The sequence below is a fragment of the Flavobacterium sp. MEB061 genome, from assembly GCF_000834715.1.
Taxonomy (GTDB): Bacteria; Bacteroidota; Bacteroidia; order Flavobacteriales; family Flavobacteriaceae; genus Flavobacterium; species Flavobacterium pectinovorum.
This window is the reverse complement of record NZ_JXQR01000059.1, coordinates 198826-223745: the sequence shown is the minus strand read 5'-3', so window position 1 is coordinate 223745 and position 24920 is coordinate 198826. Positions and strand designations below refer to the sequence as shown.

The 24920-nt window shown below is 31.1% G+C and carries 26 protein-coding genes; 18 read left to right on the top strand and 8 right to left on the bottom strand.

All coding sequences use genetic code 11. From position 1 onward, the window contains the following. From RT99_RS20930 to RT99_RS20865, 14 genes are all read left to right on the top strand, one after another. The gene (locus RT99_RS20930; protein WP_042566682.1) at positions 1-435 is read left to right on the top strand and encodes a hypothetical protein; all 435 of its coding nucleotides are present in this window, start codon (positions 1-3) and stop codon (positions 433-435) included. 168 nt (positions 436-603) lie between these two features. Next, positions 604-1581, top strand: coding sequence for a hypothetical protein (locus tag RT99_RS20925; protein ID WP_042566681.1), 978 nt, complete (start codon positions 604-606; stop codon positions 1579-1581). Next, positions 1581-2171: a hypothetical protein gene (locus tag RT99_RS20920; protein WP_042566680.1), complete on the top strand. Its 591-nt coding sequence runs from the start codon at positions 1581-1583 to the stop codon at positions 2169-2171. Before RT99_RS20925 ends, RT99_RS20920 begins: the two co-directional genes overlap by 1 nt. Positions 2172-2383: 212 nt before the next feature. Beyond that, the gene (locus RT99_RS25870) at positions 2384-3118 is read left to right on the top strand and encodes an RHS repeat domain-containing protein (protein WP_052483751.1); all 735 of its coding nucleotides are present in this window, start codon (positions 2384-2386) and stop codon (positions 3116-3118) included. Positions 3119-3124: 6 nt separating this feature from the next. Further along, the gene (locus RT99_RS20910; protein WP_052483750.1) at positions 3125-3649 is read left to right on the top strand and encodes a hypothetical protein; all 525 of its coding nucleotides are present in this window, start codon (positions 3125-3127) and stop codon (positions 3647-3649) included. A 183-nt stretch (positions 3650-3832) separates the two neighbouring features. Next, on the top strand, positions 3833-4774 hold the full coding sequence (locus tag RT99_RS20905) for a hypothetical protein (protein ID WP_042566679.1): 942 nt from the start codon (positions 3833-3835) through the stop codon (positions 4772-4774). Between the two features lie 39 nt (positions 4775-4813). Next, positions 4814-5386, top strand: a complete 573-nt coding sequence (locus RT99_RS25835; protein WP_082036996.1) for an RHS repeat-associated core domain-containing protein — start codon at positions 4814-4816, stop codon at positions 5384-5386. A 93-nt stretch (positions 5387-5479) separates the two neighbouring features. Continuing rightward, positions 5480-6409 carry a hypothetical protein gene (locus RT99_RS20895; protein WP_042566678.1) on the top strand — a complete coding sequence of 310 codons (930 nt, stop codon included), beginning with the start codon at positions 5480-5482 and terminating at the stop codon, positions 6407-6409. A gap of 340 nt (positions 6410-6749) precedes the next feature. Then, positions 6750-7496 carry a hypothetical protein gene (locus RT99_RS20890; protein ID WP_042566677.1) on the top strand — a complete coding sequence of 249 codons (747 nt, stop codon included), beginning with the start codon at positions 6750-6752 and terminating at the stop codon, positions 7494-7496. A 116-nt stretch (positions 7497-7612) separates the two neighbouring features. Then, on the top strand, positions 7613-8236 hold the full coding sequence (locus RT99_RS20885) for a hypothetical protein (RefSeq protein ID WP_042566676.1): 624 nt from the start codon (positions 7613-7615) through the stop codon (positions 8234-8236). Between the two features lie 72 nt (positions 8237-8308). After that, complete coding sequence (locus RT99_RS20880; protein ID WP_042566675.1) at positions 8309-8707, top strand: hypothetical protein; 399 nt, start codon at positions 8309-8311, stop codon at positions 8705-8707. A gap of 14 nt (positions 8708-8721) precedes the next feature. Continuing rightward, a complete protein-coding gene (locus RT99_RS20875; protein WP_042566674.1) occupies positions 8722-9222 on the top strand; it encodes an Imm26 family immunity protein in 501 nt (166 codons plus the stop codon). Between the two features lie 12 nt (positions 9223-9234). Further along, positions 9235-9585: an immunity 51 family protein gene (locus RT99_RS20870; RefSeq protein WP_042566673.1), complete on the top strand. Its 351-nt coding sequence runs from the start codon at positions 9235-9237 to the stop codon at positions 9583-9585. Positions 9586-9705: 120 nt separating this feature from the next. Then, complete coding sequence (locus RT99_RS20865; protein ID WP_042566672.1) at positions 9706-10140, top strand: SMI1/KNR4 family protein; 435 nt, start codon at positions 9706-9708, stop codon at positions 10138-10140. A 145-nt stretch (positions 10141-10285) separates the two neighbouring features. Here RT99_RS20865 and RT99_RS20860 read toward each other — a convergent pair whose 3' ends face one another. The 3 genes from RT99_RS20860 to RT99_RS20850 all read right to left on the bottom strand — a co-directional run bounded on the left by RT99_RS20860 (position 10286) and on the right by RT99_RS20850 (position 12686). Then, entirely contained in the window at positions 10286-10753 is a 468-nt protein-coding gene (locus RT99_RS20860; protein ID WP_042566671.1) for a hypothetical protein, read from the bottom strand. 286 nt (positions 10754-11039) lie between these two features. Continuing rightward, complete coding sequence (locus RT99_RS20855) at positions 11040-11537, bottom strand: hypothetical protein (protein WP_042566670.1); 498 nt, start codon at positions 11535-11537, stop codon at positions 11040-11042. A gap of 177 nt (positions 11538-11714) precedes the next feature. Next, positions 11715-12686 carry a helix-turn-helix transcriptional regulator gene (locus tag RT99_RS20850; protein WP_042566669.1) on the bottom strand — a complete coding sequence of 324 codons (972 nt, stop codon included), beginning with the start codon at positions 12684-12686 and terminating at the stop codon, positions 11715-11717. A gap of 99 nt (positions 12687-12785) precedes the next feature. On the opposite strand from RT99_RS20850, the gene RT99_RS20845 reads away from it, so the two are divergent. The 4 genes from RT99_RS20845 to RT99_RS20830 all read left to right on the top strand — a co-directional run bounded on the left by RT99_RS20845 (position 12786) and on the right by RT99_RS20830 (position 16289). Beyond that, entirely contained in the window at positions 12786-14084 is a 1299-nt protein-coding gene (locus RT99_RS20845; protein ID WP_042566741.1) for an amidohydrolase family protein, read from the top strand. A 161-nt stretch (positions 14085-14245) separates the two neighbouring features. Further along, the gene (locus RT99_RS20840) at positions 14246-14653 is read left to right on the top strand and encodes a cupin domain-containing protein (RefSeq protein WP_042566668.1); all 408 of its coding nucleotides are present in this window, start codon (positions 14246-14248) and stop codon (positions 14651-14653) included. Between the two features lie 137 nt (positions 14654-14790). Continuing rightward, complete coding sequence (locus RT99_RS20835; protein WP_052483748.1) at positions 14791-15708, top strand: alpha/beta fold hydrolase; 918 nt, start codon at positions 14791-14793, stop codon at positions 15706-15708. Positions 15709-15776: 68 nt separating this feature from the next. Continuing rightward, positions 15777-16289: a RidA family protein gene (locus tag RT99_RS20830; protein ID WP_042566667.1), complete on the top strand. Its 513-nt coding sequence runs from the start codon at positions 15777-15779 to the stop codon at positions 16287-16289. A 51-nt stretch (positions 16290-16340) separates the two neighbouring features. On the opposite strand, the gene RT99_RS20825 is transcribed toward RT99_RS20830, so the two are convergent. The 5 genes from RT99_RS20825 to RT99_RS20805 all read right to left on the bottom strand — a co-directional run bounded on the left by RT99_RS20825 (position 16341) and on the right by RT99_RS20805 (position 24919). Continuing rightward, positions 16341-17849: an ATP-binding protein gene (locus RT99_RS20825; protein WP_052483747.1), complete on the bottom strand. Its 1509-nt coding sequence runs from the start codon at positions 17847-17849 to the stop codon at positions 16341-16343. A gap of 259 nt (positions 17850-18108) precedes the next feature. Continuing rightward, positions 18109-19596: a hypothetical protein gene (locus RT99_RS20820; protein WP_117614831.1), complete on the bottom strand. Its 1488-nt coding sequence runs from the start codon at positions 19594-19596 to the stop codon at positions 18109-18111. A gap of 64 nt (positions 19597-19660) precedes the next feature. After that, positions 19661-21481, bottom strand: a complete 1821-nt coding sequence (locus RT99_RS20815) for a T9SS type A sorting domain-containing protein (protein WP_042566665.1) — start codon at positions 21479-21481, stop codon at positions 19661-19663. A gap of 754 nt (positions 21482-22235) precedes the next feature. After that, positions 22236-22640 (bottom strand): response regulator, encoded by a 405-nt coding sequence (locus RT99_RS20810; protein WP_052483746.1) that lies wholly within the window; start codon positions 22638-22640, stop codon positions 22236-22238. Next, positions 22637-24919, bottom strand: coding sequence for a PAS domain S-box protein (locus RT99_RS20805; RefSeq protein ID WP_042566664.1), 2283 nt, complete (start codon positions 24917-24919; stop codon positions 22637-22639). Before RT99_RS20805 ends, RT99_RS20810 begins: the two co-directional genes overlap by 4 nt. Position 24920: the final 1 nt, after the last annotated feature.

The following is a 24920-nucleotide window of genomic DNA, read 5'->3' as shown; positions in this document are numbered from 1 at the left end:
ATGTTATCAGAAAAAATTTTAAAATACTTAAAAAAGAATGCAGATTTGACATTGAAAGAATTTCAAATCAAACACGAGAACAATCTTAGAGCATTGGGCTTTAATGATAAAACAAATTCTAGTTTTTTAGAATTTATGATTAAATATAGTGATGAATATTCTGGAAAAGAAGGTTTTATCATGGATGTTGCTAATGATTTAATTGACTTTGAGAATAGTGTAACTCAACATTTAAGAAAACAAGATAATTTAAATACTAAATATTTTTCTCTTTATAATTTAGAATTGGATGACTATTTGTTGTATGATATTGAAGATGATAGTGTTAAGTTAATAGAAGGGGAAAATATGAAAGAATTATCAAATGATAATTATTTTGATAAGAAGTGGAATAGTTTTAATGAATTTTTAGAATACTTTTTTAAATTAAATTGATAAGTACCCGCTCTGCAAGCCTATTGAAATATGTGAATGTCTCCGGGCTTCGAATTTCTAAATTGAATTGGCAACCATAAAAGAGAAACCTTGCCATTCCGGTGAGGTTTTTTTTATAACTTTTAGGGAATTAACTAAATCGTGGGCTGAGAAACAAGGATTTCAAAATTGAATGTAAATAAAAATTATAAGGTGCATATTATTACAAGTAGAGGAGGTAAAAACCTTATTGATAATTTATCGATAATTATTGATGAAGAAGTTTATGTCTTAACATCTAAAACTAATTTAGAGAGTCAATATAATATTAAATATATTTTCAATATAGAAGAATCAGATGGTAATTTTCCTGATTCCATATTTGGAGAGAAATTGTTTGATGTTAATTTTGAAGATTTAATAATTAATAAAGAATCAAAAATTTTAATTGAGAGTTTTGATAATTTGTTAACAGAAGACATTAGGTTAAATTTTTCCGGGAAAGAGACGTGTTTTACAGCTAAAATTTTTTTAGACAAAGCAGTAAATAATTATGAGGTTTTGCAAGTATTGCCTGTTCCAATTCAAATGGTAACAGTCTTAATTAGTTTTAAAACAAATAAAGAGGCAAAAGCTCCAATTTTAAATATAAAAAAATATTTAGATGGATATAGTCATTTAGGATTTATTCTGGTGAATATTGAAAGGATGAAAAAAATTGTTTTGCAAGAATATGGTGATGTTGAATTAGATTTAATAGAAGAGTTTGCAAATACTGAAATAATTGATAAACTATTTTTGGATGGAAGTATTATGATTGTTTGGGGTATAAATCCGTATGTATACCCAATATATAGTTCCGAAAATTTAGAAATAACAAAAAAATTACTTGGAAAGTCTTTTGAAAGGAAAGGTATTTATCATTTAGATGAATCTTTTAAAGAATTAAGTATAATTCCAGGACATGAATTGCGTAAATGGCCTGTTTGTTTAAATAAAGATTGGCCAACAATCCCTTTATATGGAAAAGGAAATTATGCTTGCATGGAACCTTTTTATCTTGAAGATAAAGATCAAGAAAAAATTATAAGTTCCTTTTTAATTTATAGAGAAGAAAAAAAATACGAGGAGACTACACCTCTTTTAAATATTGATTTATTGTATTAATGATAGAGAAAAAATTAGATGTGTCAAATTATGGCATTTATTTATTATCAGTTGATAAGTTAACGGATTTCTTAAAGGAAAATAAAATAAAAACTAAAAAAATATTAGAGTTTTTTCAAAAAAATCACGAGTTATATTTGAAATCTTTAGAGGAAGGTGTTTGGTTGCCTATTTTGCCAATAGATTCAATAGAGTATATAATTAAAATTGGTGAGAATGAAAATTTTGACAATAATTGGGATATAGTTTTTAACATTGATGGTTTTAATTTAGAAATAGGAAATGATAATTCTTTTTGGGTTGGTTCAACAGGGAACTTGTTAACATTTGAAATTAATGATTATTTAGGTGAAAAAAAATATAATTCCTATCAAACATTAGATGGTGAAGTTTTATATGATTCATTTAAATTCAATTTAGAAAGTGGAAAATACCTAGTAAATATAATTGGTTATAAAAGAAAAAATAAGTTAGAATATCCTGAGGCTAATTATGGTTACTCATTTGAGTTTAAAAAAGTTCAGGAATTTAACGGTTATATCGATCCTAGAGAAGATGATAAGTATTTGTTTAATTTGTCAAAATATTAGATGATAATTATAAAATAAAATAAAAAGCAGGGTATTATTCTCTGCTTTTTGTATTTAATAAAAGTTTCAAAATGATTTATTATTAATTTTTTTGTAGTAAATTTCGTTATTTAAAATCAGGTAAAGTGCTATTCTTGGAATGAAACGTTCTTATTCATGAATGGAAATACGATTTAAAAGATCGACCTAAACTTGTTGTTAACGGCGATGATTTGGTTTACGATAAACCGGAACCAATCGAAAATCTCATTACCTGGGTCTATGAAGGTGGAAGTTTTGTGCTAAGTGCTAAGATTGTTGGCAACAACAAATTTTCTATCATTAATGATTATATTGGCAGACCAATCCAAGCATATAATGAATCGGGAGAGCTAGTTTGGGAAACTGATCATGATATTTATGGCGATTTAAGAAACTTAAGAGGAGATCGAAGTTTTATACCGTTTAGGCAGTTAGGGCAATATGAGGATGTAGAGACGGGTTTATATTATAATCGTTTCAGATATTATAGTCCTGATATTGGGGGATATATAAGTCAGGACCCGATAGGGCTTGCAGGAAATAACCCGAATTTTTATGCATACGTATTTGATTCAAATTCCCAGTTTGATTTTTTTGGACTTGTAATTATTAAAACATTATCTGAATGGCTGAAAGATTATCCAGATCTTTTACAAGAAGCCCGAGATTTGTATAAAACATCTCCTGAATGGCAAGGGATCGACCCAGATAATGCAGATGTTTTTTATAGAACTAAGGAAGAAGTCGATCTGATTAGAGCAAAAGCAGGAGAAAGCGGAGGTCACCATCCACATGGTTTAGCATTAGGAGGTCCAGAGGGGCAAAAACTTACAATCACAAATGAGACTAGAAAAATAAAAAATCCTGATCATTCTAAAGCCACAGGATTTCAAAAAAGAGTAATAAACAAAATTAAGTGTCAATAATCAATTATGAAATACAATAATTTTATACAAGAACTATTAAAATTTGATTGGCAATTTGAATCAATAGACAATGATATTGAAGTTGATCTGAATAATATTGCTAATGGTAGGTTATTAAATACAAATCAAGACCTAGTCGAATTTGTAAAATCATTTAAAACATTGGCAAATCAAGAAGACAATGTTTGGTTTCTTTCTATAGAAGATTACTCTAAGCCAAATGAAGGTGAGGGATTTGCTTGGAATGAATTTGAATTAGATAGCATGGAATATGCAGAAGATGAGGAGCAAAAAGCATATGTAAGTAATTTTTGGAGCAATCATTTACCGTTTATGATGAGTGTTAAAAATGGATATGCTTACGTTGCAATAGTGCTCAATGGTGAAGATAAAGGATCAATTGTATCTGGTAGTGAACCTGAATATGAAGAACCTGTTAAAATAGCATCTTCTTTAGATGAGTTCTTTGATAAGTATATTTTGGTATTGAAAAATGAGATTGATTTACCATCATTAAAAATATTATCTTAATAGATTTAAATTATTTTTGCATAATAATTCGATCGCTCGGAAATTCTTTCCGAATCGGCAAAGTATAAAAAACAAAAAAACCTCGCAGATTGCGAGGTTTTTTATGTCCTATTTTAGCAGATACAGATCATTAACAGCTAGTTTTAGTTTTTATTAAATTTTAAGTTTGAAAAAACAAATACGATGAAAACTATAATTGATTTAAAAAAAGCTTCAAAAGGACTAAAAATAAATGTAAATAATATGTACACACAAATTAAAAAAACAATTATAAATGCAGATAGTACAAATTGGTATTTTTCAATTGAAAAACAAGATTTTGGTGGAAATGTGGAATATCGACAATATCTAGATTTTCCACATGAAAAAGAGTACTTAGATATTAGAACAATTACTTTTTCAATTACTTCAAATGATGAGGATAAGATAAAAAAATATCCAGATTTTATTGTAAAACTTTTAAATTTAAAATCGTTAACTATTCCAATAGATTGGTTAGATAAAATAGAAATACCACTAAGTATTGAAGTTTTAAAGTTAACTTCTCCTGTATCTAAGTTTGATAGCCAGCACCAATGGCCAAGTAACTTAGTTTTAAATGATTTAAAATATTTAGCAATTCCGGAACTTGTAAAACCATATGTGTTCAATATTTTAAATTTTCCAAATATAGAATGGATAGATTACGATTTAGCAGCGGAAAAGAATACTAATAGAATTAGCGAACTATCAAAATTAAATAATTTAAAACATCTAATATTTGGGCATGCAAAAAAAATAGATATTTTCCCTTTCTTTTTTAATCATAAAATTGAGACATTAGAATTGTTTGCATGTATTGATAAAAATTTTTTGATTGAAAAAATTATTGGATTTAAAAGTCTAAAAAGCTTGTACATTAATAATATTTCTGTTGTCTTTGATTGTACTATTTTACTTGAATTAGAAGAATTAGAAGAATTAAATTTATTAAATATTAAAAATGTTATCAATGTTGAAAAAATATTGGAACATAAGAATATAAAAAGAATATTAATTAAATCTTGTAATAATCCATTTAAAGGAATAGGGAAAAGTGTTTTTTTTGAAAAAGGATATAGCTCGTTAGTTATAGATTACGCCTAATTGTCCGAAACTCTTCTGTACAACGCAAATCAGTAAAGTATAAAAACCTCGCGATATTGGCGAGGTTTTTTATGCTATGATGAATTAGGAAATCTTGTTTGGGAAACTGATCATGATATTTATGGCGATTTAAGAAACTTAAGAGGAGATCGAAGTTTTATACCGTTTAGGCAGTTAGGGCAATATGAGGATGTAGAGACGGGTTTATATTATAATAGACATCGTTATTATAGTCCTGAAACGGGAAGATATTTGAGTCAAGACCCAATAGGACTTGAAGGTGGAAGTGCTTTTTATTCTTATGTTAGAGACACGAATTTCTGGATTGATATTTTTGGTCTTTCAACTGTATATTTAAGAAATGCAGAAGTCTATGTCGGTAAAGCAAAAAATAATGCTGCTGAAAGATATGGAAACAAATCTACTGCAACTGATATTTTTAAAGATATTCCAAATACAGATACAGCTCAAGGAGTTGAACAAATTACATATGAAAGAATGAACAAAATGGTAGATAAAGGTGAATTAGATCCTTTAACAAATGCACAAAGACCTGTTGATATGGGGATAAAAAGAAAATATTCCGTAGAGATTTGGGGGAAAAATGGTTGAAGGATACCTTTGGAGATAATTATGAGGATGTTATAGATAAGAAAATTAAAGATCATTATCAACCTTTGTTAAAATGTAAATAATAAAATAAATATGGATATAGATAATATTGAAATTACCGATTTAAAAAATAATCTTAATCGAATTTTAAGTGATAAAATAATTGCAATTGAAAAGGGATGTAAAGAAGAAGTTCTAGTAGAATTAAATAGTCAAATTGAAGGGGAATTTATAAAGTTAGTACTAGTTTGTGATTCTAATAAATTAATTACTAGTGTTTTGAAAAGAAACTTAGATGTTTTGAATTATTTAAATAATATTAATAGTATATCAATTTTGTCAAATTCTTCAAAAGAATTAGAAGAAATTAATAATGTTCAAAATATTACAGATTTAAACAGTTTTAAAATATCTGGATTCTATAATAAAAACATTAATATAGAGGTTTTAAACAAGTTTAAAAATTTAAAAATATTTGAAATCGAAGGATTAAGCGATAGTAAGAAATATAAATTACTGGAGAATTTTAATCTTGAAAAATTAGCAATAGAAAAATTAGACCTGGCAAAAGTTGAAGTAAATCCAAACTTAAAGCATCTAAAAATTTCTAAGGAACTGATTAATGAAAAATTATTAGTTGAAAAATATCCAAATATTGTTAATGTTGAACTTGTTAACTGTAAAAAAATCATAGACTTTTCTTTTCTGACAGATTTAACACACTTGCAAACTATAATAATAAACAATACTAACATTGAAGTTTTTCCTGAAGTAAGTAGTAATGTTACTAAGATACAACTGCTAACAAACAAAAAATTAAAAGATATCGAAATGATTTTTAAATTGAGTAATTTAAGTAAAATTGCTATTACAGATTCTTCTGTAAATTTTGAAGATATAATTAAGTTATCTAAATTAAATTTCATCAATTTTTATTTTAGAAGTAAATCAAGAACAGAAAATGATGCTTTTGAAAAAATTGCAACAGCAAAAGGTTTTAATAATAATTTAGTTAATTGGTAGAGAAAATGAGGTAAAATATATTAAGCTGATTAAAACAAAACAGGCAACTTTTTTAGTTGCCTGTTTTGTTTTATAAATATTTTGCAATAGATTAAATTAATAAAATCAAAGTCTATTTTTCTTGTTTTAAATAGTATTTTTATTACATTTATGATTGTATTGTTCATAATGCACAAGGCTTATAGTGAAAAGGGAAATATGATATGGAAACGGATTATGATATTAAACAAAGTTATCTCTAAAAGAAAAGAAAGACTAAGTCTTACGATAAAAAACTAAGTGAATTACCGCACTTCAAGAATTGGGTTTGACAAAAAAATAAAGGTTGTAAATAATTATTATGCAAGAAGAGTTAGAAAATGTCCATGATATATGGAATATTAAATTATTTGAAGAATATGAAAAATGCGATAAAAAAATTATTGTTGATTCTTTTTTAGCGAGTTTTAGTTCAAATAAACGCGAATTGCGATCTGCGCTACCTGTTTATGCAATTATGCAAACATTTCCTAATCATAAATTTATTTTAAGAGAAAATCAGATTTTAGCCCGGGAATCCCCATGTGGGATTTGTTCGACTGCTTATGGTTATCCGAAGGAGCTAAGTGAAAAAAGTTTAGAGATACTATACTTATGTATAAATGAGGGAGGATTAATAGGTCATGGCTTATCAAATTATTATAATTATTTGCATGTATTTAATAGCAATGAGATAAAAAATGCAGAAGTTAAAGATGAAGATTTTCGTATTTTTTCTGAAATATTAGATATCATTTTAAATACTGAAGAAAATGATACATTAAAAAAGACAGTACTTAAAAATATTGGAAAAATTAAAGGTTTAAAAATAACAGTTGAACAGAGACAAGTATTGTTAGAAACTCTAGGTTATTGTAGTATTTTAGAAACAGATAAATACAAAGGTTTATTAGAAAAATATACAAACCTTTCAGTTGCCCCAAGGAAAACTCATAGTTCTGATTGGAATTACCCTGTCGATTTTTGGTTAGGCAAAGACGGAATAAATAAAGAGGCTTTTAAATTTTGGTTTGGAAATTATAAACAATTAGAGAAGTATTGGAAATAAATTATGCCTACTTACTTAGTGAGGGTTGTTTTAAAACCAACAGTTTAAAAAAATATTTTTTTACGTTTTTTCAGTTTAAAATTAAAAATTAATGTTTGAAATAAAATGCCATTAATATGGAGAAAGTAATTAGTGCTAAAATAAAAAAACAATTAGATATTATTTTAGAGTTAAAAACTCAAATAGATAATTGGAAATCTTACACTGAACAAGAAGTTTTCCAAATAGTTAAGGAATTTGAGAAAAAACCTAGAGATGAAGGATCATTTTGGTTTGAAGAAACGTTATCTGATAAAAAGCTGGCTTCTAATTTAGTTGCTATCGCAAATAAATATCCAGAAAACACAAAAATGAATGTTTATGTAGTTTCTGCATTGGGAAATATGATAAAAAGATACAAATTAGAATCATCCCAAGAAATCTTTAATTATTTTTTAGAAAAAGCTCAAGCAAAAGAAGTTGCTCTTTATGTATCTTTCTTTTTACCATACTTGCCTCAATTTGATAAGTATGAAAAAAAATGGGAATATATTATGTCTATTAAAAATATTAAACCTTTAAAAGATTCCGAAACCTCATTTAAAGAAAGAATCGAATTTTTCTTAAACCAGTTACCGAATAAATATGTACAGGAAACGATTGTTTTTTTTGAGCAATGCATTAATGACGCTAAAAGTGATTATTCGAAAAACATGTATACAGAATTAATTGAGAAATTGCTATCGAGATCACTTACTTGATTGTTTCAACGAAAGTTAGATTAATATATCTAAGACGCAGGTTAATTTGTTAAAAAATAATTTTATGGTAATATGTGTAAATTAGATATACTTCCTTTTATTGGAACTGAAACTTATAAATTAGGAATGTCATTTGATGAAGTAAAAAAAAACTTGAATGATCAAATTCAAATAATCGAAAACAAAAAAGGAAAGAAAATAATTGATGGAATGGTTTCAATGAAATTTATAAATGATGAATTAAGTGAATTTTCAATACTGGAAAGTGATCAGGTATTTTTTGAAAATCTAGATGTTTTTTCAGATACTTTTCACGAAATACTTAAGCAAAATTATGGTGCTGTTTATAAATATGGTTTTTTAATATTTGATCAAATTGGAATAGCACTTTCAGGTTATGCTGAAAAGGAAGAACAAAAAACGATAACAGTATATAGAAAAGGAGCTTGGAATCATATATTGGAAATGTGAAAATATTAATAATCATGAATTATTTAGAAGAAAAAGAAGGAAATATATTTTGTCTACCATTGTTTTTATCAAATGATTTTAAAGATAATACAAAGAATTACTCTCGCTCTAAGTATGATTCTAATCTAGAATATGCTTTTGGAAGATTAATTGAAGCAGATAAGTCATCTGGAAATTTAATTGAAATTTTTAATTATACAGGACCTATACCCGAGAATAATAAAATAATATTGGATTCAGGTTTATTATTTGAACCTATTCATATAGCTATGGCATTTAGTAAAAATAGATGGAGATTTATCTTTGAAACAGAAAACTATAATAAAGAAAAAGACTCTAATTATAAAATTATCTCCTTTAAAATGGGGGATGATGATTCACCAATTTTATGGAAAGGTGGTAATAAGTCTAACATAAGTATAGATGAAGCTAAAAAATATAAAAGGTGGGTAGTTCATCACCCAACAAGAATTGAAGATGCTATTAGAAGCAAAGATTTTTCAATGATTATTTAAGAATAGTAAATTATGGACATTAATAATTTCAAAGAATTAATTACCCCGTTTTTTTGGGTTGAACATGATAAAAGTGTTTCGGTATGTTTAAACGTAGGAGATTACAAAACGGAAATTTTCGAAACAAGAGAAGATGAAGGGTTTGAAGGAAATGGATATGACTGGGCGTCATTGGCACAAGTTTTTTTGGAGGAGAAAAAACCTGAGTTTATCAATATAGTTAAGTTTGATCCAGAAGGAAGTATGTTTTGTGCCTACTCTTCTGATACAGACGCGTTTAAAGCATTTATTATATCATTTAAAGAGGCTTGTGAGGATGAAACATTGATACTTGATTTGTTTTCAAAGGCAGAGTTAGATTAATATATTTTAGATATTAAATAGTAATAAAAAGACTGCTTGAGGATTATTTTTTAGGCAGTCTTTTTATATAGAAATCATACAATATTAAAAGAAATTAAGCAAAGAGAGGAAAAATGAGATATGAAACAAGAGTTAATAAGTAAAATTAAATTGATATTGTCTGATAATGATTTGTTCGCAGGCAAACCTGTTAATGAAGAAATAATTAAAAAAGCTGAAAAGGAACTTAATGTAAATTTTGATAATGACTATGTTCAATTTTTAAGGCTTTTTGGTGGCAGTTACACAGGTTTTCCAGTTTATGGTTTTAATAACTGTGAAATGTTATCAGAGGAAACAGTAATAGATTTGACAAAGGATTTTAGAAATAGTTATTCGATAGATAACAGGTGCGAATTAATACAATTGAGTTATGTTATTTCTATAAGTGGAAATGGAGATCCGGTGTTTATTTCTCCAGATAATAAAGTTTGGATATATTATCACGATGATGATGAAACGGAAGAATTAAATAAGTCTTTTGAAGAACTAATAGAACAAAACTTGATGGTTTAATTTGAGACAGTGACGATAAAAATATTCTATCTGGAAAAGACTATCATAAATTAATATAAAAACATAGCAACCCAGAATAGTAAATAAATTTAGAACCAATGAATTTACTAAATAAAAAAAAGAGGCTTTTAATAGCCTCTTAATTTTAGTGTTTTCCGTTTCCTTTACCGTTTCCGTGGCCGTTGCCATTATTTCCTTTGTCTTTTCCTTGTTTATTATTTCCTTTTCCCGGTTTTTGTCCAATCGTTTTTTGAGGTTTCCCTTTATAACCTTTTCCGTATTTTACTTTATGCGTTTTAAAATTGTCATACGGGGTATTTCCTCTGTAGTCTGTTAATACTACTTTATATTCGTTGTAAAGATCGTAGTTTCTATAAACAGAAGGCAATGTTCTGGCTCTTAACCATTTTCCGTTACTGATGTAAATATAATTTGAAGTGTTTACATCATAATAAGTTTCAAGATCCGGCAAATAATAATAACGTGCCTCACTATAACCAACTGGACCCCATGCCGGAGGTGTACCAATATTCACATTAACATTCACTTGAGCATTTGAAAAATGAATAGTCAAAAGGAAAAAACCTATGAATAAATATTTTAATGATTTCATAATTTTGTTTTTTTTAATTATTAATAATGATAGTAAAACAAAAAGCGTACCTAAAGTAGTATGTTACTTTTTTTAAACGATAGCTATTGTAATAATTACCCCTAAAACAGCAGCAATAAGGATAAAATAAGGTTCTTGATTTTTTTTTATATAAAGTAAAGAAAAAATAGTTGCAATAGCTATTATAATGATTTGAATATTAGTAATGTTCCTTTTTTGCAACGATAATTACAGATCCTGCGAAAGCTCCAATTACGGCAGCGATTTTCGCTCATGATACTAGTATTTAAAAAGCAATCCCAAATTGAAAACCTATTGTAAAAGAAACCGGATGATCATTGCCAAAGCGAACCGGCAATGGTATGGCTGCATAGTAACTGCAGGTTTTATTTTTTATGATGGTTTTATTAAATACCGGAGTAACACCATACCTGCCGCTGGTTTCAAAAGCAGCCCTTCCCGCAAAAGTATATCCATTGCCCAAAGCCACAAGAACACCTGGATGAAATAATAAGTTAGTTACTTTGTCTGTTCCCTGATCGTCTTTTATGTTGGGAACTATTTCAAAAGAGAATCCGATTTTTTCACTTTTCCAGATGTTAATTCCGGTCGGGAAACCAACAGCATAATAATCTCTAAAATTGACATTAGTTTCATGTTCACTAAAGGTAACCACCGGATGCATTATCCCAAAATAGCCTGTAATTTTTGGATAAACTGTTTGTGAAAATAAAACCGGGCTTGTAATCACGGCAAGCAAAAGGAGTGAATATCTGAGTGACATATTTTTGTTTTTAATAATAAAAACAAAACTATAACGATCAAATCACTGTAAATAGAATCTTATTTACCTTTTGTATCTGGATTACTTTTCTTTATTTTTTTGTGGTAATAAATAGGAGAGATTGATTTTAATTTCACTTGAAATTTGTTTTAAATCAAATAGAAATTAAGTGTCAGTTTAATTCTGAATCCATTTCTTTTTTTGAAAAGATTTGGGCTTCATTCCAATATGCTCTTCAAAAACTTTAGCAAAATGACTTAAGTTAGAAAATCCCAGACTAAAACCAACTTGTGAAACAGACATTTCGTTTTCTTTTAGTAATCGTGCAGCTTCTTTCATCCTGAATTTTTGGTAATAACTGAAAAAACTGTCCCCAAATATTTGTTTAAATAATCTTTTAAACTTTGATTCGCTCATTCCTATTTGAGAAGCAAGATCTTTAATAACCGGAGGTTCATTAATATCGGTTAAAATCAGGTCTCTCACTTTATAAATTTTTTGAACATCGATTTGGTTCAGGGCGTGCGTAGTAGGATTTTCTCTTTTAAAAAGCTCTTTTAAAGTGAGATATATTAATTCTTCGGCTTTAATTTTAAAGAAAAAATCACTCAAAGAATCCCGAATTTCAGTTTGAATAATTTCCAAAGCTACTTGTTGAATTTTTGGAGAAATTAACTCTTCAAAAAGAATGGATTGTTCGCTATCAATAATATTTTTAAAAATTTCATTATCAATATGTAACCCTAAAATTTTTGCTAATTGATCTGAATCAATTCCAATAAAAATAGAATTGAATTTGGTTCTGCCCGGATAAAATGTTTCAATATTTAGTTTTCCTTTAAAAATTTGTATCGAAGGCAAATCTTCTCTTGAATATTTATTTTTTGAATGAGCATCCGGAAAAATATTATTAAAAGAAAATAAAATTCTATTTAATGTATTTTGACCTCCAAATCTCTTGGCAAGCAGATTATCATTAAACTCATAAAAACTTACAAGCATATTTATTGAATTGTCTAATCTAAATCCCATTAAATATCCTTTGCCTTTAGTTTCCGGTATTACTAATATTCCATTTTTTACTTCGGTACCTAATAAATCAGCAAAACCTGCTAAAAAACCGAATTCCTTTCTAACATTCAATTCCATTTATTTTGACCTTTTAGAGCTTTTTTTATGCCAAATGTAGCTATTTTAACCCTTATTGATTAGATAATTTTGGCAAAAAATAATTTAAAAAACTACAAAATGACTAATACTAAAAGTAAGGCCATCATAAATGCAAATGTGTTTGATGGTAAAAATGTGATTGGTAAAAAAAACGTTGTTTTTATAGACGGTGTAATTGTTTCCGTTTCTGATGAATTGCCACAGAATATAGATGAGGTGATAGATGGAACGGGATGTACCCTTTTGCCAGGTTTAATAGATGCCCATGTTCATACATCAGTTGAATTTTTAAAAGATGCATTAAAATTTGGTATAACCACCGAGTTAGAAATGATGGGAGGTTTTACCAAAAAAGGACGTGATACGCAATTAAAAGGAATTACCGGTGCTGCTGATGTTCGTTCTGCGGGAATGGGTCTGACAGCTCCCGGCGGTCATCCTGACGAGCTGATTCCAAAAGGAAATGGAATTCCTGAGTTTGTGTTAAAAGAAATGGAGAAAATGAGCGAAGAAGAAAAAGCCATATTTATAGCTGCGCACCAGGCTCAGAAAGAAGAAGAGGAATTAGGTCCCGATGTTACTTCACTTGAAGGAGCGATAGATTTTGTGAATCGTCAGGTAAATAATGGTGCAGATTATTTCAAAATAATGATTGAGGAAGGAACCGTAATGAATGCACCGGGTTTGCCTGTTATTGAAACTCACATATTAAAAGCGGCAGTAGACGAAGCTCATAAATTAGGTAAAATTGCAATAGCGCATGTTTTAACAGCCGAAGCAGCGAAAACAGCTGTCGCAATTGGTGTAGATGGCCTGGCGCATTTATTTATTGACAGACCCGATTGGACACAAGATCTTATCGAATCTATTGCCAGTAAGGAAATTTTTGTAACGCCTTGTCTGGTATTGAATTCATCAATTATAGGGAATTCTGCCTGTCATGTTGCCCATGATGAAAGAGTTGAAAATAAATTGAATGAAGACTGGAAAATGACAATGTGTTCTTGTTTCAATACTTTTCCGGAAGGCAATATGGAAGATAACTTTAATAACGTGAAGGATTTACGCTATGCAGGCGTAGATATACTTGTTGGAACAGATGTATCAGTACCAATGCCCCATTTAGGCGGTCTTGCACACGGCGTGAGCGTTCATCATGAAATGCAGCTTTTGGTAGAAGCCGGATTAACCCCAATTGAGGCATTAAGATCTGCAACATCAGTAACTTCCAAAAGATTTAATTTATCAGACAGAGGATTAATTGCTGAAGGAATGAGAGCTGATTTACTATTAGTTAAAGGTGATCCTACTGTAAATATTTCAGATTCTCTGTCTATAATGGGTATATGGAAAGAAGGTGAGTCTTATCACAGCTAGCCCGACAGGATTTTATACTCCATAATACTCATAACTCCACTTTTGTCCACTTCATTACTCCGTTTGTCCATTCGGGCTATGTTGTCATTTCAATGCAGGTAATGCCTTGGTACTTTTGACAAGGAAATTAATAAAACAACAAATTAAATAAAACTAAAAACATGAAAACTTTAAATTTTGCATCGACCGCAGTTTCTGCCCTTAGCTTTTTAGCATTAATTATTACAAGTACTGCTTCTGCCCAGCAATCAGGAATAAAACGTACTGATTTACAACGTTATGATCTTAGTGTTCCAGGATACGAAACGGTTCAGGCACGTATCGATTTTGAAGCTCATACCGCTTTTGGAAAGCACTCTCACCCGGGTGAGGAAGTTATTTATGTCCTTGATGGCGTACTAGAGTATGAAGTTGAAGGCCAGTCTCCTGTTACTTTAAAGGCTGGAGAAGTACTTTTTATCCCGGCAGGCGTAGTGCACTCTGCAAGAAATAACAGCCACGCAAAAGCTTCGGAACTGGCAACATATATAGTAGAAAAAGGAAAACCTGTCCTGGTAATGAAAAAATAAATTATAAGTAAAATTTATAAATACTAAAAATTATTAATTTGATTTATAATTAAGAAAGCCGCAATTTTGTCCTGTCAATAAGAAATGACAGAAATAAAAAATCAAAATTTTAAAATAACAATTAAAACACAAAACAAATGAAAACCAATTTAAAAACAATCGTAACAACAAGCTTCGCCATTTTTTTATTAGCAGTAACAACTGCATTCTCTCAAAGCCAAAGAAAACCGGCAAGCCTTGGAAGAGAAGAGTATATTGAAGTAGAAAAAAATGTAAAATTGCATGTTACTGATTTAGGAGAAGGAAAACCCGTAGTACTAATTCACGGATGGCCATTGAGTGATGCCATGTACGAGTACCAATATGCAGAACTTATCCAGAAAGGATACCGTGTTATCGGAATTACTTTAAGAGGTTTTGGATTATCAGACAAACCGGGAGGTACTTATAACTACGACGTTTATGCAGATGATATCAAAGTGATTCTGGACAAGCTTAAAATTGAAGGAGCAACCATCGGTGGATTCTCTATGGGAGGCGCAACAGTGATTCATTATGTAGCCAAATACAATGCAGCCCACGTTTCAAAACTGGCTTTGTTTGGTGCAGCAGCTCCGTTATGGACTAAAAGAGCCGACTTTAACTATGGTTTTTGGACAAAAGAAGATGTAAACGGACTTATTGCCCTTAATAATACTAACAGACCACAATTGTTTGAGAATTTCGGAAAAATTTTCCCGGCCAATGAAACAAGCGTATCTGCAGGACAAGGTGCATGGCTTGGAACTATTCAGGCACAGGCTTCTCCATATGCAATGGCAGAATCTATGAAAGCGCTTCGTGATACTGATTTAAGAGAAGATTTGAAAAAAATCAAAATACCAACTCTTATCCTTCACGGAACACAAGACAAAATCTGTTCTTATGAATTAGCAGAGCAAATGCATAAATCAATTGCCAATTCAACTTTGGTTCCATTTGAGAAAAGCGGTCATGCCTTGTTTATTGAAGAACTTTCAAAATTCAATGCCGAATTGATCAAATTCATAAAATAAATAAAAACAAAATTAGGGAGCTGTCTTTTAAAGATGGCTTTCTTTTTTAAAATAAATAAAAAGAAACAATGAAAAATATAGCAGCCCTTGTATTAGTATTATTGAGTTTTAATTTGTTTGCACAAACTCCGGAGCAAAAAATAAAGCAGTTGGGAATTGAGTTGCCACAAATACCAGAATCGTTAGGAAGTTATCAGGATATGGTAAGAGTTGGAAATCTTGTTTTCCTTTCGGGAAGAGGACCGCTTAAAGCAGATGGTAAATATATTACCGGCAAATTAGGACAGGACTTAACTACCAACGAAGGGTATCAGGCCGCCAGGTTAACGGCTATAAATCAACTGGCGATACTTAAGCAGACTTTTGGAAGTCTGGACAAAATAAAAAGGATAATCAAAGTAAATGGTTATGTACATACTGTTGATTCTTTTACGGAGCAATCTAAAGTTATGAATGGTTTTTCAGATTTATTAATTGAAGTTTTTGGCGAGCAGGGAAAACATGCCCGTACTTCAGTAGGTGTATTTACACTGCCACAGAATATGGCAATAGAGGTAGAAATGATTGTTGAGGTAAAATAATAATGAAGAATATATCAATAATATCTTGTTTGATATAATTGCTGAAAAAGACTAGATACTATTTGCTGTCTGTTTTAAAGGCAGAGTTACTATAAATTCAGCCCCATTATCTTTTTCGCCTGTAGCAGTAATGGTGCCGCCATGTCTTAGTACAATTTTTTTGCAAAGTGACAGCCCAAGACCGTTTCCTTCATATTCATCTTTAGAATGCAGCCTTTCAAAAGCATTAAATATTCTTTCGTAATGACTTGAATCAAGCCCAATTCCATTGTCCTTAATGTTTATTTGAACAAACTCCCTTTGGTCTTTGTTTATAATAAGAGATGATATGGTAACTCTGGGCGGTTGGTCTGCTTTTGAAAATTTTAAGGCATTGTGTATCAAATTATAGAACAGCTGCTGAATTAAAATTGTAGCCCCTTCTATCTCAGGAAGCTCGCTTTTGATTAGTATGGCGCCTTTTTCCTTTATGATGAGCTCAAGATCAACTTTTATGTTTTCAATTACTTCATCAAGATTTATGTTTTCTATAGACTGAGTTTTTTTATCCAGAGTAGAATACGCGAGTATTCCTTCTATTATTGTCTGCATTCTTTGAGCAGACTGATCTACCTTAGTAAGATACTTGTTTGATATATCATTAAAATAGGCACTGGAGTTATTCCTTAAAAGACTGATGAAAGTTTTGATTTTTCGAACAGGTTCTTTAAGGTCATGGCTTACAATATTGGCAAAATGCATAAGATCTTCATTAGATCTTCTAAGTTCCTGAGTGCTTTCATCCACTTGTTTTTTTAACTCCTGCTCAAATTGTCTTTGCTGGTCAATATCCTGAACAATTCCAATAATAGTAATTGGAATACCGTTCTGATCATTAATTAATTTACCGTTAACCTTTATCCACTTAACGGTCTGATCCTGATTTATAATTCTTGCTTCGTAATTTATTTTTCCGGTGATATGTGCCTCCTGGTGTGCTTTTTCGCGAAGAAGCTGATCTTCTGGATGCAGTTTTGCTATGAGTTGCTCATTCGGAATTTCCTTGTCAATGGACCATATTGTATTGAAATTTCCATTAGTATTGATCTTTTTTGTAGAAAGGTCTATTTCATAAGTTCCCATTCCAGAAGATTCAATAGCCATTCTGAGCCGTTCATCTGAACTTTGAATTTTTTTATGTGCTTCGTAAAGATCAGATACATCTGCGCCTGTATTCATTATGCCATAGATTTTTTTCTCATTATCAAAAAGAGGAATAAAACTATAGTTGAAATAAAATGTTTTTAATACGTCGTCGATTACCAACTCTACTTTTTTGTTTTTGGCATGAAACGGAATTCCCGTTTGAAACACCCTTAATGCCTGGTCAAAAATCTGCTGGTTTTCGATTTCGGGAACGACCTCAAGATATTTTTTACCAATTACCTCGGTCCCTTTTCCCCATGCCTTAATCATGGCAGGATTAGCCAATTCTATTTTAAGTTCATTTCCTGTGTAAACAGCTATTGGCAAAGGGGTATTATCCACAATGTTTTTCAAAAGCATTAGGTTGTCGTACATCAGTATTGGTGGTTTAGATTTCTGACGAAACTAGTTATAAGTTTTCATCATTTTGTTACGTAAATATAAAAGAATGTTTCAGAATTACAATATTAGGTTCTTTTGGATATTTTATTTATAAATATGACGATAATTATCAAGTCGCAATGTCTTTAAATGAAAAACCCGCCAAATATTTACATACAAGGCGGGCATTCATAATAAACGTAATCTTCAATTTTATATTAACTAAAAAATTTTAATGAGTTAAATTGTGTAATTATTTAACGATTACTGTCATGTTTGAAACAAGCACATCAGCCCCGTCATTTCCACTGTATCTTTGCAAATAAAAATCAATATAATCATTAGCATTTAATTCTATGGAGGCATCAAGAGGCGCTACGACAATATCATTTGCCGCAGTTCCGCGGCCATAAAATTTAAACTGAGGCACTGCCACGCCGTTTTTATACAAATGAACAATGTAAGTTCCTGCTGATGGAACCTGAAAGTTGACAGATCCTGATATTTGAAAGATTCTCTTTTTCTTACCAACATATCTTAATCTGTTGTAAGTACCATCAGCTGAAAATCGAAATAAGTTGCTGGAAGTAGTTGGAATTGATGCTGAATAAATCCTTAAGATGTTGCTCGGAGTAGCAGCACTTAAGTTAATTGGTATAGCTCCTCCAATTTCAGCATCCATAGAAAAATCTCCGGTTGCATAGGTATCAGCTTCATTAGGAATTCCTGCCGCCCGAACTGTCCATGCATTACTAAAGTTATAGCCAGTATAGGTTGATGCCGGTGCATATGGTTTTACAAAATTAGCCGGAGTTGCGCCAGTATAAACAACAGATTCTAAAACAGCATCGCCAGTAATAGTAAGACCAGCTGTAGAAACATCCAGACCGTATGCTCCGGGGCCAACAAAAGAGAAACCGCCCTGTTTTTCTATCAGGGTAAATGTTCCGGTAAATTTTTCGTACGTACCGCCATTATTAACAAACCATGCCTGATTACTCAATAGCAACTGACCTATATTCGTGTAAGTAATACCATTTAAATTTCCAGAATAATTAACAATACTCATGAAAACTAATCCATAACCTCCTATAGTACCCACACTTGCAGCGTTTGCAATTATCGTATCTCTAAGTAGAAAGGAAGAGGTTGATGACGCAGCATTTAAATTAAATACAGTAGTATTTGGTGCCAGGATAGTCACATTTCTAATGCTTCCCCCTTTATTGCCGTCAAAAAGAGTTCCGGATGTTTTAGTAATAATGTCTTCATTTGCATCCAAACCCTGTATATAGGCATCATTTAAATCAATTGGAAAATTAAAAACTACCGTACCATTTATTTCATATAATGTACTGCTGTTCAGTATATATTTGGCGCCACCTCCGGCAGCTAATTCTGCTGCAAGTACAGTTGCCAAATTATCGGTCGATTTTATGCGTTTAAAGTTTAACCTTGACCCGCCGCTGTTAATTGCAATCCAAGATGCTGCACTATAATAATAAAATGATTTCAGGTCTGTATCATAAACCAATAAGCTTTCGGCAGGGCTTGCTATTGCAGTTCGCTGCGCAGTTGTCATGCGGGGCGCAAGCATTCCCTGAGTTACAGAAGAAATATCTAACACAGAACTTGCGTTTGGTGTCACTGTTCCGATACCAATTTGAGCATTTCCAATAATGGTTATAAAGAGAAAAAATACTAATAGAATGATCTTATTATTTGTTTGAGTAGATGTCATTATCATAGTTTCGTATTAATTGAAGATTTTTAAAATTGTATGTAAAAATTTTGATGAATTATATTTAACTGCCAGAATTAGAAATAATAATTTTTTGAGTAATTTTTGCACCGTCAGCCGTTAAGAATGTTGCGATATACACTCCGGAACTCAATCCCGAAGTCGAAAAACTAAAGTGCTGCTCAGCGCCTAAATTATGATTTGAAATCACAGCTCTTCCAAGAATATCATAAAGCACAAATGATTTCATGATCTCATTATTTGGATTCATTGCTTTTAAAACCTGGTTTTTATTGTCCTGGCTAATAAGAAAGTTACTTTTGATAACATCACTTGTTCCCAGTGTTCCATTAGTAAAACTTATTTTAAATCGTTCTGTAAATTTTCCGGGTGCAACTACAGCTTCATAGGGAGTATTTCTAATATTATGATAAGACATATCAAGTGCATCGTATATATAAATGGGCTGTTCACTATCAATATCTACAGTTTCAGAGATATAAAATTTAAATTTGGTAGTTGCTGCCGCTTTTGCACAAAGCGGAATTTTTTTAGATAAATCGAATTTAAGTCCCTGAATTACGTAATTTCCATTTTCTATCCAGAAAGAAATGTCATTAGGAAGATCTTCATCCATATTTTTGGCGTCAATACCTCTATCAACGCCATCTGTTGCTTCAGAAACAAAAACTAATGCAAGCTGTCTTGTAAACTCATTGTTTATTATAGTGTTCAGCTTAAAATAGGGCATAAGCGGAGGTGGAGGAGGAATATAAGTATTGTCTCCATTATTAGTATTTGTTTTAGCAGCCAGTTTTTTTACTTGTTTTTCAAATTGAGATAAACTGTTGCCTTCCGCGTAAAAAATACGATGCGAATTTCTAAATGTAACAACTCCGTTGGAAACTCCATTTATCAAAAAACCCTGACCAATTGGAAGATATTTTCTTGCTACAGCCGGACTGGTGCCAGTTGGAGGATTATTATTTACAGTTCCGTCGCTGTTATAGGATTTAAAGGTTGCTGCGGTATAGATTCCGTTTGAAGCCAGGCTAATTGGAGCATACGCGGCATATCCTCCTCTGTAGGCAGAGAGATTATGCGAATTCACACTTTTGTCCTGTTGCCAAAAATAGGCTATTCCCGTAGCAGCAGTATTTGTCGGGTCCAAAAGAAAAGCATTTAAATGTAATGCAGAAGGATAAGGGTTTCCTGTTAAGGTTGCCGCATCATTAGAGCCTACTGTAACAGTAATATTTCCGTCATTTGGTTTTCCTCTAAAATCATATCTTTGAGCGCCTGTACCGGGATTGTTTACAATACCGCTTCCTTCCGGATCTGTACTGTCAGAACCGCTGGTTCCTTTCATTGTAAATCCTTCACCGGGAGCAATCGTAGCTGAGGTTCCAACTTGTACCCATTGTGAATAATTGTTGGCGTTAGTTAATTTATAAACCCAATGTGATGCTATACGCAACGGATTAGCAGTGCCATTATAACTCCCAATAGGCAGTATAGTTGCAGGAGTAGAAGCAATTGCAGTCGTAGGCTGATGTAATAATGTAATTCCAAAGTTATTATTTCCTGTAGAAGCTGCAGTATTTCCAACAGGAGAACACCAGTAATTATAATCAAAGTTGTCAGAGGTTCCTTCCTGATAAACCGATACAATTCCTGTTCCTGTATTTTGAGAAGTACCTGTTGTTCCCTGAACCAACTGAGAATTGTTTCTCAGATAAAGATTAGAATTAGCGGCCAGATTTATATTCTGACCTACATAGAGTACCTGACTCTTAACATAGAGAGGTGTATTGGCACCAACATATATTTGAGAAAAACCTTTAAAAGAAAATAAAATAGAGAGTAATAGTAAAGTTTTTTTCATACTTCTTTTGGGTTAATTAGTAAAGTTTAGATTGTTTTGAATTTTAACTGTCCATCTTATTTCTTTTTAAAAATAGTATAGCCACCAAATGCAATACCAGCTGTGAATAGTAAAAAGATCATTGAGTTTATTGGTGCTGCGACTGGTTCATCGGGTAAACCGGGTGGAGGAGGATTGGCTGATAGCGCTATTATTGGTATAAAAATAAATAAATAGAAAAGGGTTTTTTTCATTATAGTAAAGTAATTGGTTAAGTAAAGTATTCGTAAATCATCTTGTAAGATTCTTTATTTCAAGATCTTATTTTTCAGTATGTTGGGCACAAATAAAAAAAAATGAATTTTGAATTAAAAGGGAGAAGTAATAATTGGCATCTATAAAGTATAACCGTTTATAATTATGAGACGATTATTACAAAAAAACATACGGAACACCAAGCTATAACACAGTTTAGATGAAAAAAGCTCCAAACTCTAAAAAGAAGTGGTTAATTAAACTTATAATATCTATGATTTATGTAAAAAGGATTAAAAGCAAATAGTATCTAAATTCTCAGGATGGATTTTGAGAATAAAAAATGTAGTGGGAAGAATGTTAGCAGTTTGTTGCCAAGGCGCAATTGAATGCATTTTGAAGAATATGGCTTACTTTTAAACTACAGTTAAAAAGTCAAATTAAATAACTGCAAAGCATTACCAAATTACCCTGTAATGTTGATATAGTCAATTCTAATATTTAGTTTAAAGTAATATTCTTAAATAATCCGGTCAAGAAATTCTTTAGTAATCGGTTTAACATGAAAACAAACCACATTTTTATTTCGGCTTGATCGGGCTATATCTTCGTTATCGATTGTTGATGATATAACATAAGTTTTACAATGATTTTTTAATGCATCGGATAATGTATCATATACTTCCAGAAATTCAAATCCCGACATTAGAGGCATATAGATATCTACAAAAATTATTTGCGGTAACTTAGAAACATTGTCCTGATTCTCTTGCAGATATTTCATGGCTTCTTCTGCCTCCGTGTAATGTAAAACATTTTTGCCAAAATTATTTTTAGTGATCATACGTGATATGATATATAAATCTACCAGATTATCATCAATAATCATAACAGTTTCAAACTTTGGGTCTGGTTCTTTCATCATGGTTTCAAATTTTTTAGTGTGATATTAAATGTGGTTCCAGCCCCTTTCTCTGACTGAACTTCTATAGTTCCCTGCAACATTTCTACGGCATCTTTTACAATATATAACCCTATACCGGAGCCATCTTTGCCTGAGAGTCGAAAAAACATGTCAAATATTTTTTGATGATATGCAGGAGCAATTCCGATTCCGTTATCAATTATGGATAAATGCAGATTCTCCTGATCTGAATATCCAATTATTTTTACAAATCTGTCCGTTTCCTCTTTTTTATGGTATTTTATTGCATTAGAAATAAGATTTTTCAGAATGGTACCCAAGCGAAGCCTGTCTGTATAAAAAAGCTGCTGTTCATTGATCTGAACTTCATAACGAATTCCTTTTGCATTTTTCATGCATTGAAGTGATTCTAGTATGTCAAGCACCATTTCATTTAGCGGAATCTGTTGTACTTCAAGTCCTGTACGGTTGTTTCGCGAATAATTTAAAATGTTTTTAATAAATTCATCCAGACGATTAATACTGCTTCGAATCAATTTGGCATGTTTAAGCGTATCGGTTTCCTGGCTTTCTGTTTCAATAAAATTGACAAGACCAAGAATCGAAGTCAGAGGCGAACGTAAATCGTGGGATACACTGTATACAAATCGATCCAGTTCTGAATTGGTTTTGATGAGTTCTCTATTTCTTTTTTCCAGGTTTATTTCTGCTTTTGTACGATCTGTAATGTCATTGGAAAGAATTAATCTTGCAGGAGTTCCCTCATACATAATATCATGTGCAATGATTTCAACTGTAAAAATAGTTCCATCTTTCTTTAAATGATTCCATTTTCCCCTGTTATAATTTGACTCGTTAATTTTCGAAATATCGTTGGATTTTATAAAACTAATTTTCTCATCGTTTGGTCTTATGTCCAAAGCAGTCATGGCAAGAAATTCTTCCCGGCTATATCCGTATTTCATAATAGCCATTTTATTGACGTCGAGAAATTTAAAAGTTACTAAATCGATGACCCACATCGGCATTGGATTGTTATCGAATAAGTACCTGTATTTTTTTTCGCTTTTTCGCAGTTTTTTTTCTGCCTGTTTCATTTCCGTAATATCAGCTAATACAATAACAGCTCCGGTTATCTGACCTTCAGTATCACGAAAAGGAACGGGGTACGGCAAGACCCAACGCTTATCTCCATCAGGGCGCTTGATGATTATTTCCTCTTTAAAGATAGGGTCACCTTCTTTTAGGGCTTTAGCCATCGAACATAAATTGAGCGTCGCTGAGCTTTTTTTATCATCGTTAATATTCCAGGAATGATGCCACAAATCTTTTCCTAATTCAGGCTCTCTTCCCCATAAGGCAACTGCAGCCTTATTATAGAGCACTATTCGACCATCAACATCACAAGAGTACGTTGCAACAGGTAATTTATGGATTAGATCCCGATACATTTTTTCACTTTCTTCAATTTTTTTCCGTGATAAAACCTGCTCTGTTACATCATTTCCAAAAAAAAGAATACCGTCAATATTATTATTGGCATCCTTATGTGCCTGATAAATAAAATTTAAATAGACATCTATTAGTTTTCCGTCACCATCTCGATCAAGTTTTACGAGCATTTCATTGGCAGTAAAGGTTTCACCTGTTTGATAGACAGTATCCAATATTTCAAAAAATCCTTGCGTTTCAAGTTCCGGTAAAACTTCTTTTACCGTCTTACCAATGATATCTCTTTTATCAATTAATTGCAAATAAAGCTCATTTGCCAATTCATAGACATGGTTTGGTCCTTTTAAAATTCCTATACAGGAAGGTGCCTGCGAATATAAATTATAGAATCGTAATCGCTCAATTTCAAAAGCTTTTTCTATATTTTTTCTCTCCGTAATATCCCTGCCTATGCAGTAGCATAAATTTTTTGCATCATCCCATACCGCCGACCATTGCAAATAAACAATATTTCCGTTTTTGTCTAAAAACTTTTTTTCAAATATAATAGGTACATGCGATCCGCTTTTAAAATCAAAATCTTCATTTATTCCATTATCATTATCCTCATGAGATACGAAGTCAGTGTATTTTTTGCCAATTAATTCTTCAGATTGGTAACATAAAATACGCTCTGAGGCTTTATTTACCCAGACAAACTTTCCTTCGTTATCACAAGAACAAATCAGATCCATTGAAAAGTCCAAAATTTTACCAAGTTCATGTAGTGGTTCGTTAAAACCACACATATTATTATCATTTTTTTCTTTTGGCAGATTGCTTTTCATT

Coding starts and splice junctions, on each gene's coding strand:
- RT99_RS20910 (WP_052483750.1), top strand. CDS start 3,125: ATGAAATACAATAATTTTATACAAGAACTATTAAAATTTGATTGGCAA.
- RT99_RS20805 (WP_042566664.1), bottom strand. CDS start 24,919: ATGAAAAGCAATCTGCCAAAAGAAAAAAATGATAATAATATGTGTGGT.
- RT99_RS20825 (WP_052483747.1), bottom strand. CDS start 17,849: ATGTACGACAACCTAATGCTTTTGAAAAACATTGTGGATAATACCCCT.
- RT99_RS20920 (WP_042566680.1), top strand. CDS start 1,581: ATGATAGAGAAAAAATTAGATGTGTCAAATTATGGCATTTATTTATTA.
- RT99_RS20840 (WP_042566668.1), top strand. CDS start 14,246: ATGAAAACTTTAAATTTTGCATCGACCGCAGTTTCTGCCCTTAGCTTT.
- RT99_RS20905 (WP_042566679.1), top strand. CDS start 3,833: ATGAAAACTATAATTGATTTAAAAAAAGCTTCAAAAGGACTAAAAATA.
- RT99_RS20870 (WP_042566673.1), top strand. CDS start 9,235: ATGGACATTAATAATTTCAAAGAATTAATTACCCCGTTTTTTTGGGTT.
- RT99_RS20890 (WP_042566677.1), top strand. CDS start 6,750: ATGCAAGAAGAGTTAGAAAATGTCCATGATATATGGAATATTAAATTA.
- RT99_RS20930 (WP_042566682.1), top strand. CDS start 1: ATGTTATCAGAAAAAATTTTAAAATACTTAAAAAAGAATGCAGATTTG.
- RT99_RS20810 (WP_052483746.1), bottom strand. CDS start 22,640: ATGATGAAAGAACCAGACCCAAAGTTTGAAACTGTTATGATTATTGAT.
- RT99_RS20845 (WP_042566741.1), top strand. CDS start 12,786: ATGACTAATACTAAAAGTAAGGCCATCATAAATGCAAATGTGTTTGAT.
- RT99_RS20855 (WP_042566670.1), bottom strand. CDS start 11,537: ATGTCACTCAGATATTCACTCCTTTTGCTTGCCGTGATTACAAGCCCG.
- RT99_RS20865 (WP_042566672.1), top strand. CDS start 9,706: ATGAAACAAGAGTTAATAAGTAAAATTAAATTGATATTGTCTGATAAT.
- RT99_RS20895 (WP_042566678.1), top strand. CDS start 5,480: ATGGATATAGATAATATTGAAATTACCGATTTAAAAAATAATCTTAAT.
- RT99_RS20815 (WP_042566665.1), bottom strand. CDS start 21,481: ATGAAAAAAACTTTACTATTACTCTCTATTTTATTTTCTTTTAAAGGT.
- RT99_RS20875 (WP_042566674.1), top strand. CDS start 8,722: ATGAATTATTTAGAAGAAAAAGAAGGAAATATATTTTGTCTACCATTG.
- RT99_RS20885 (WP_042566676.1), top strand. CDS start 7,613: ATGGAGAAAGTAATTAGTGCTAAAATAAAAAAACAATTAGATATTATT.
- RT99_RS20850 (WP_042566669.1), bottom strand. CDS start 12,686: ATGGAATTGAATGTTAGAAAGGAATTCGGTTTTTTAGCAGGTTTTGCT.
- RT99_RS20820 (WP_117614831.1), bottom strand. CDS start 19,596: ATGACATCTACTCAAACAAATAATAAGATCATTCTATTAGTATTTTTT.
- RT99_RS20860 (WP_042566671.1), bottom strand. CDS start 10,753: ATGAAATCATTAAAATATTTATTCATAGGTTTTTTCCTTTTGACTATT.
- RT99_RS20835 (WP_052483748.1), top strand. CDS start 14,791: ATGAAAACCAATTTAAAAACAATCGTAACAACAAGCTTCGCCATTTTT.
- RT99_RS20880 (WP_042566675.1), top strand. CDS start 8,309: ATGTGTAAATTAGATATACTTCCTTTTATTGGAACTGAAACTTATAAA.
- RT99_RS20830 (WP_042566667.1), top strand. CDS start 15,777: ATGAAAAATATAGCAGCCCTTGTATTAGTATTATTGAGTTTTAATTTG.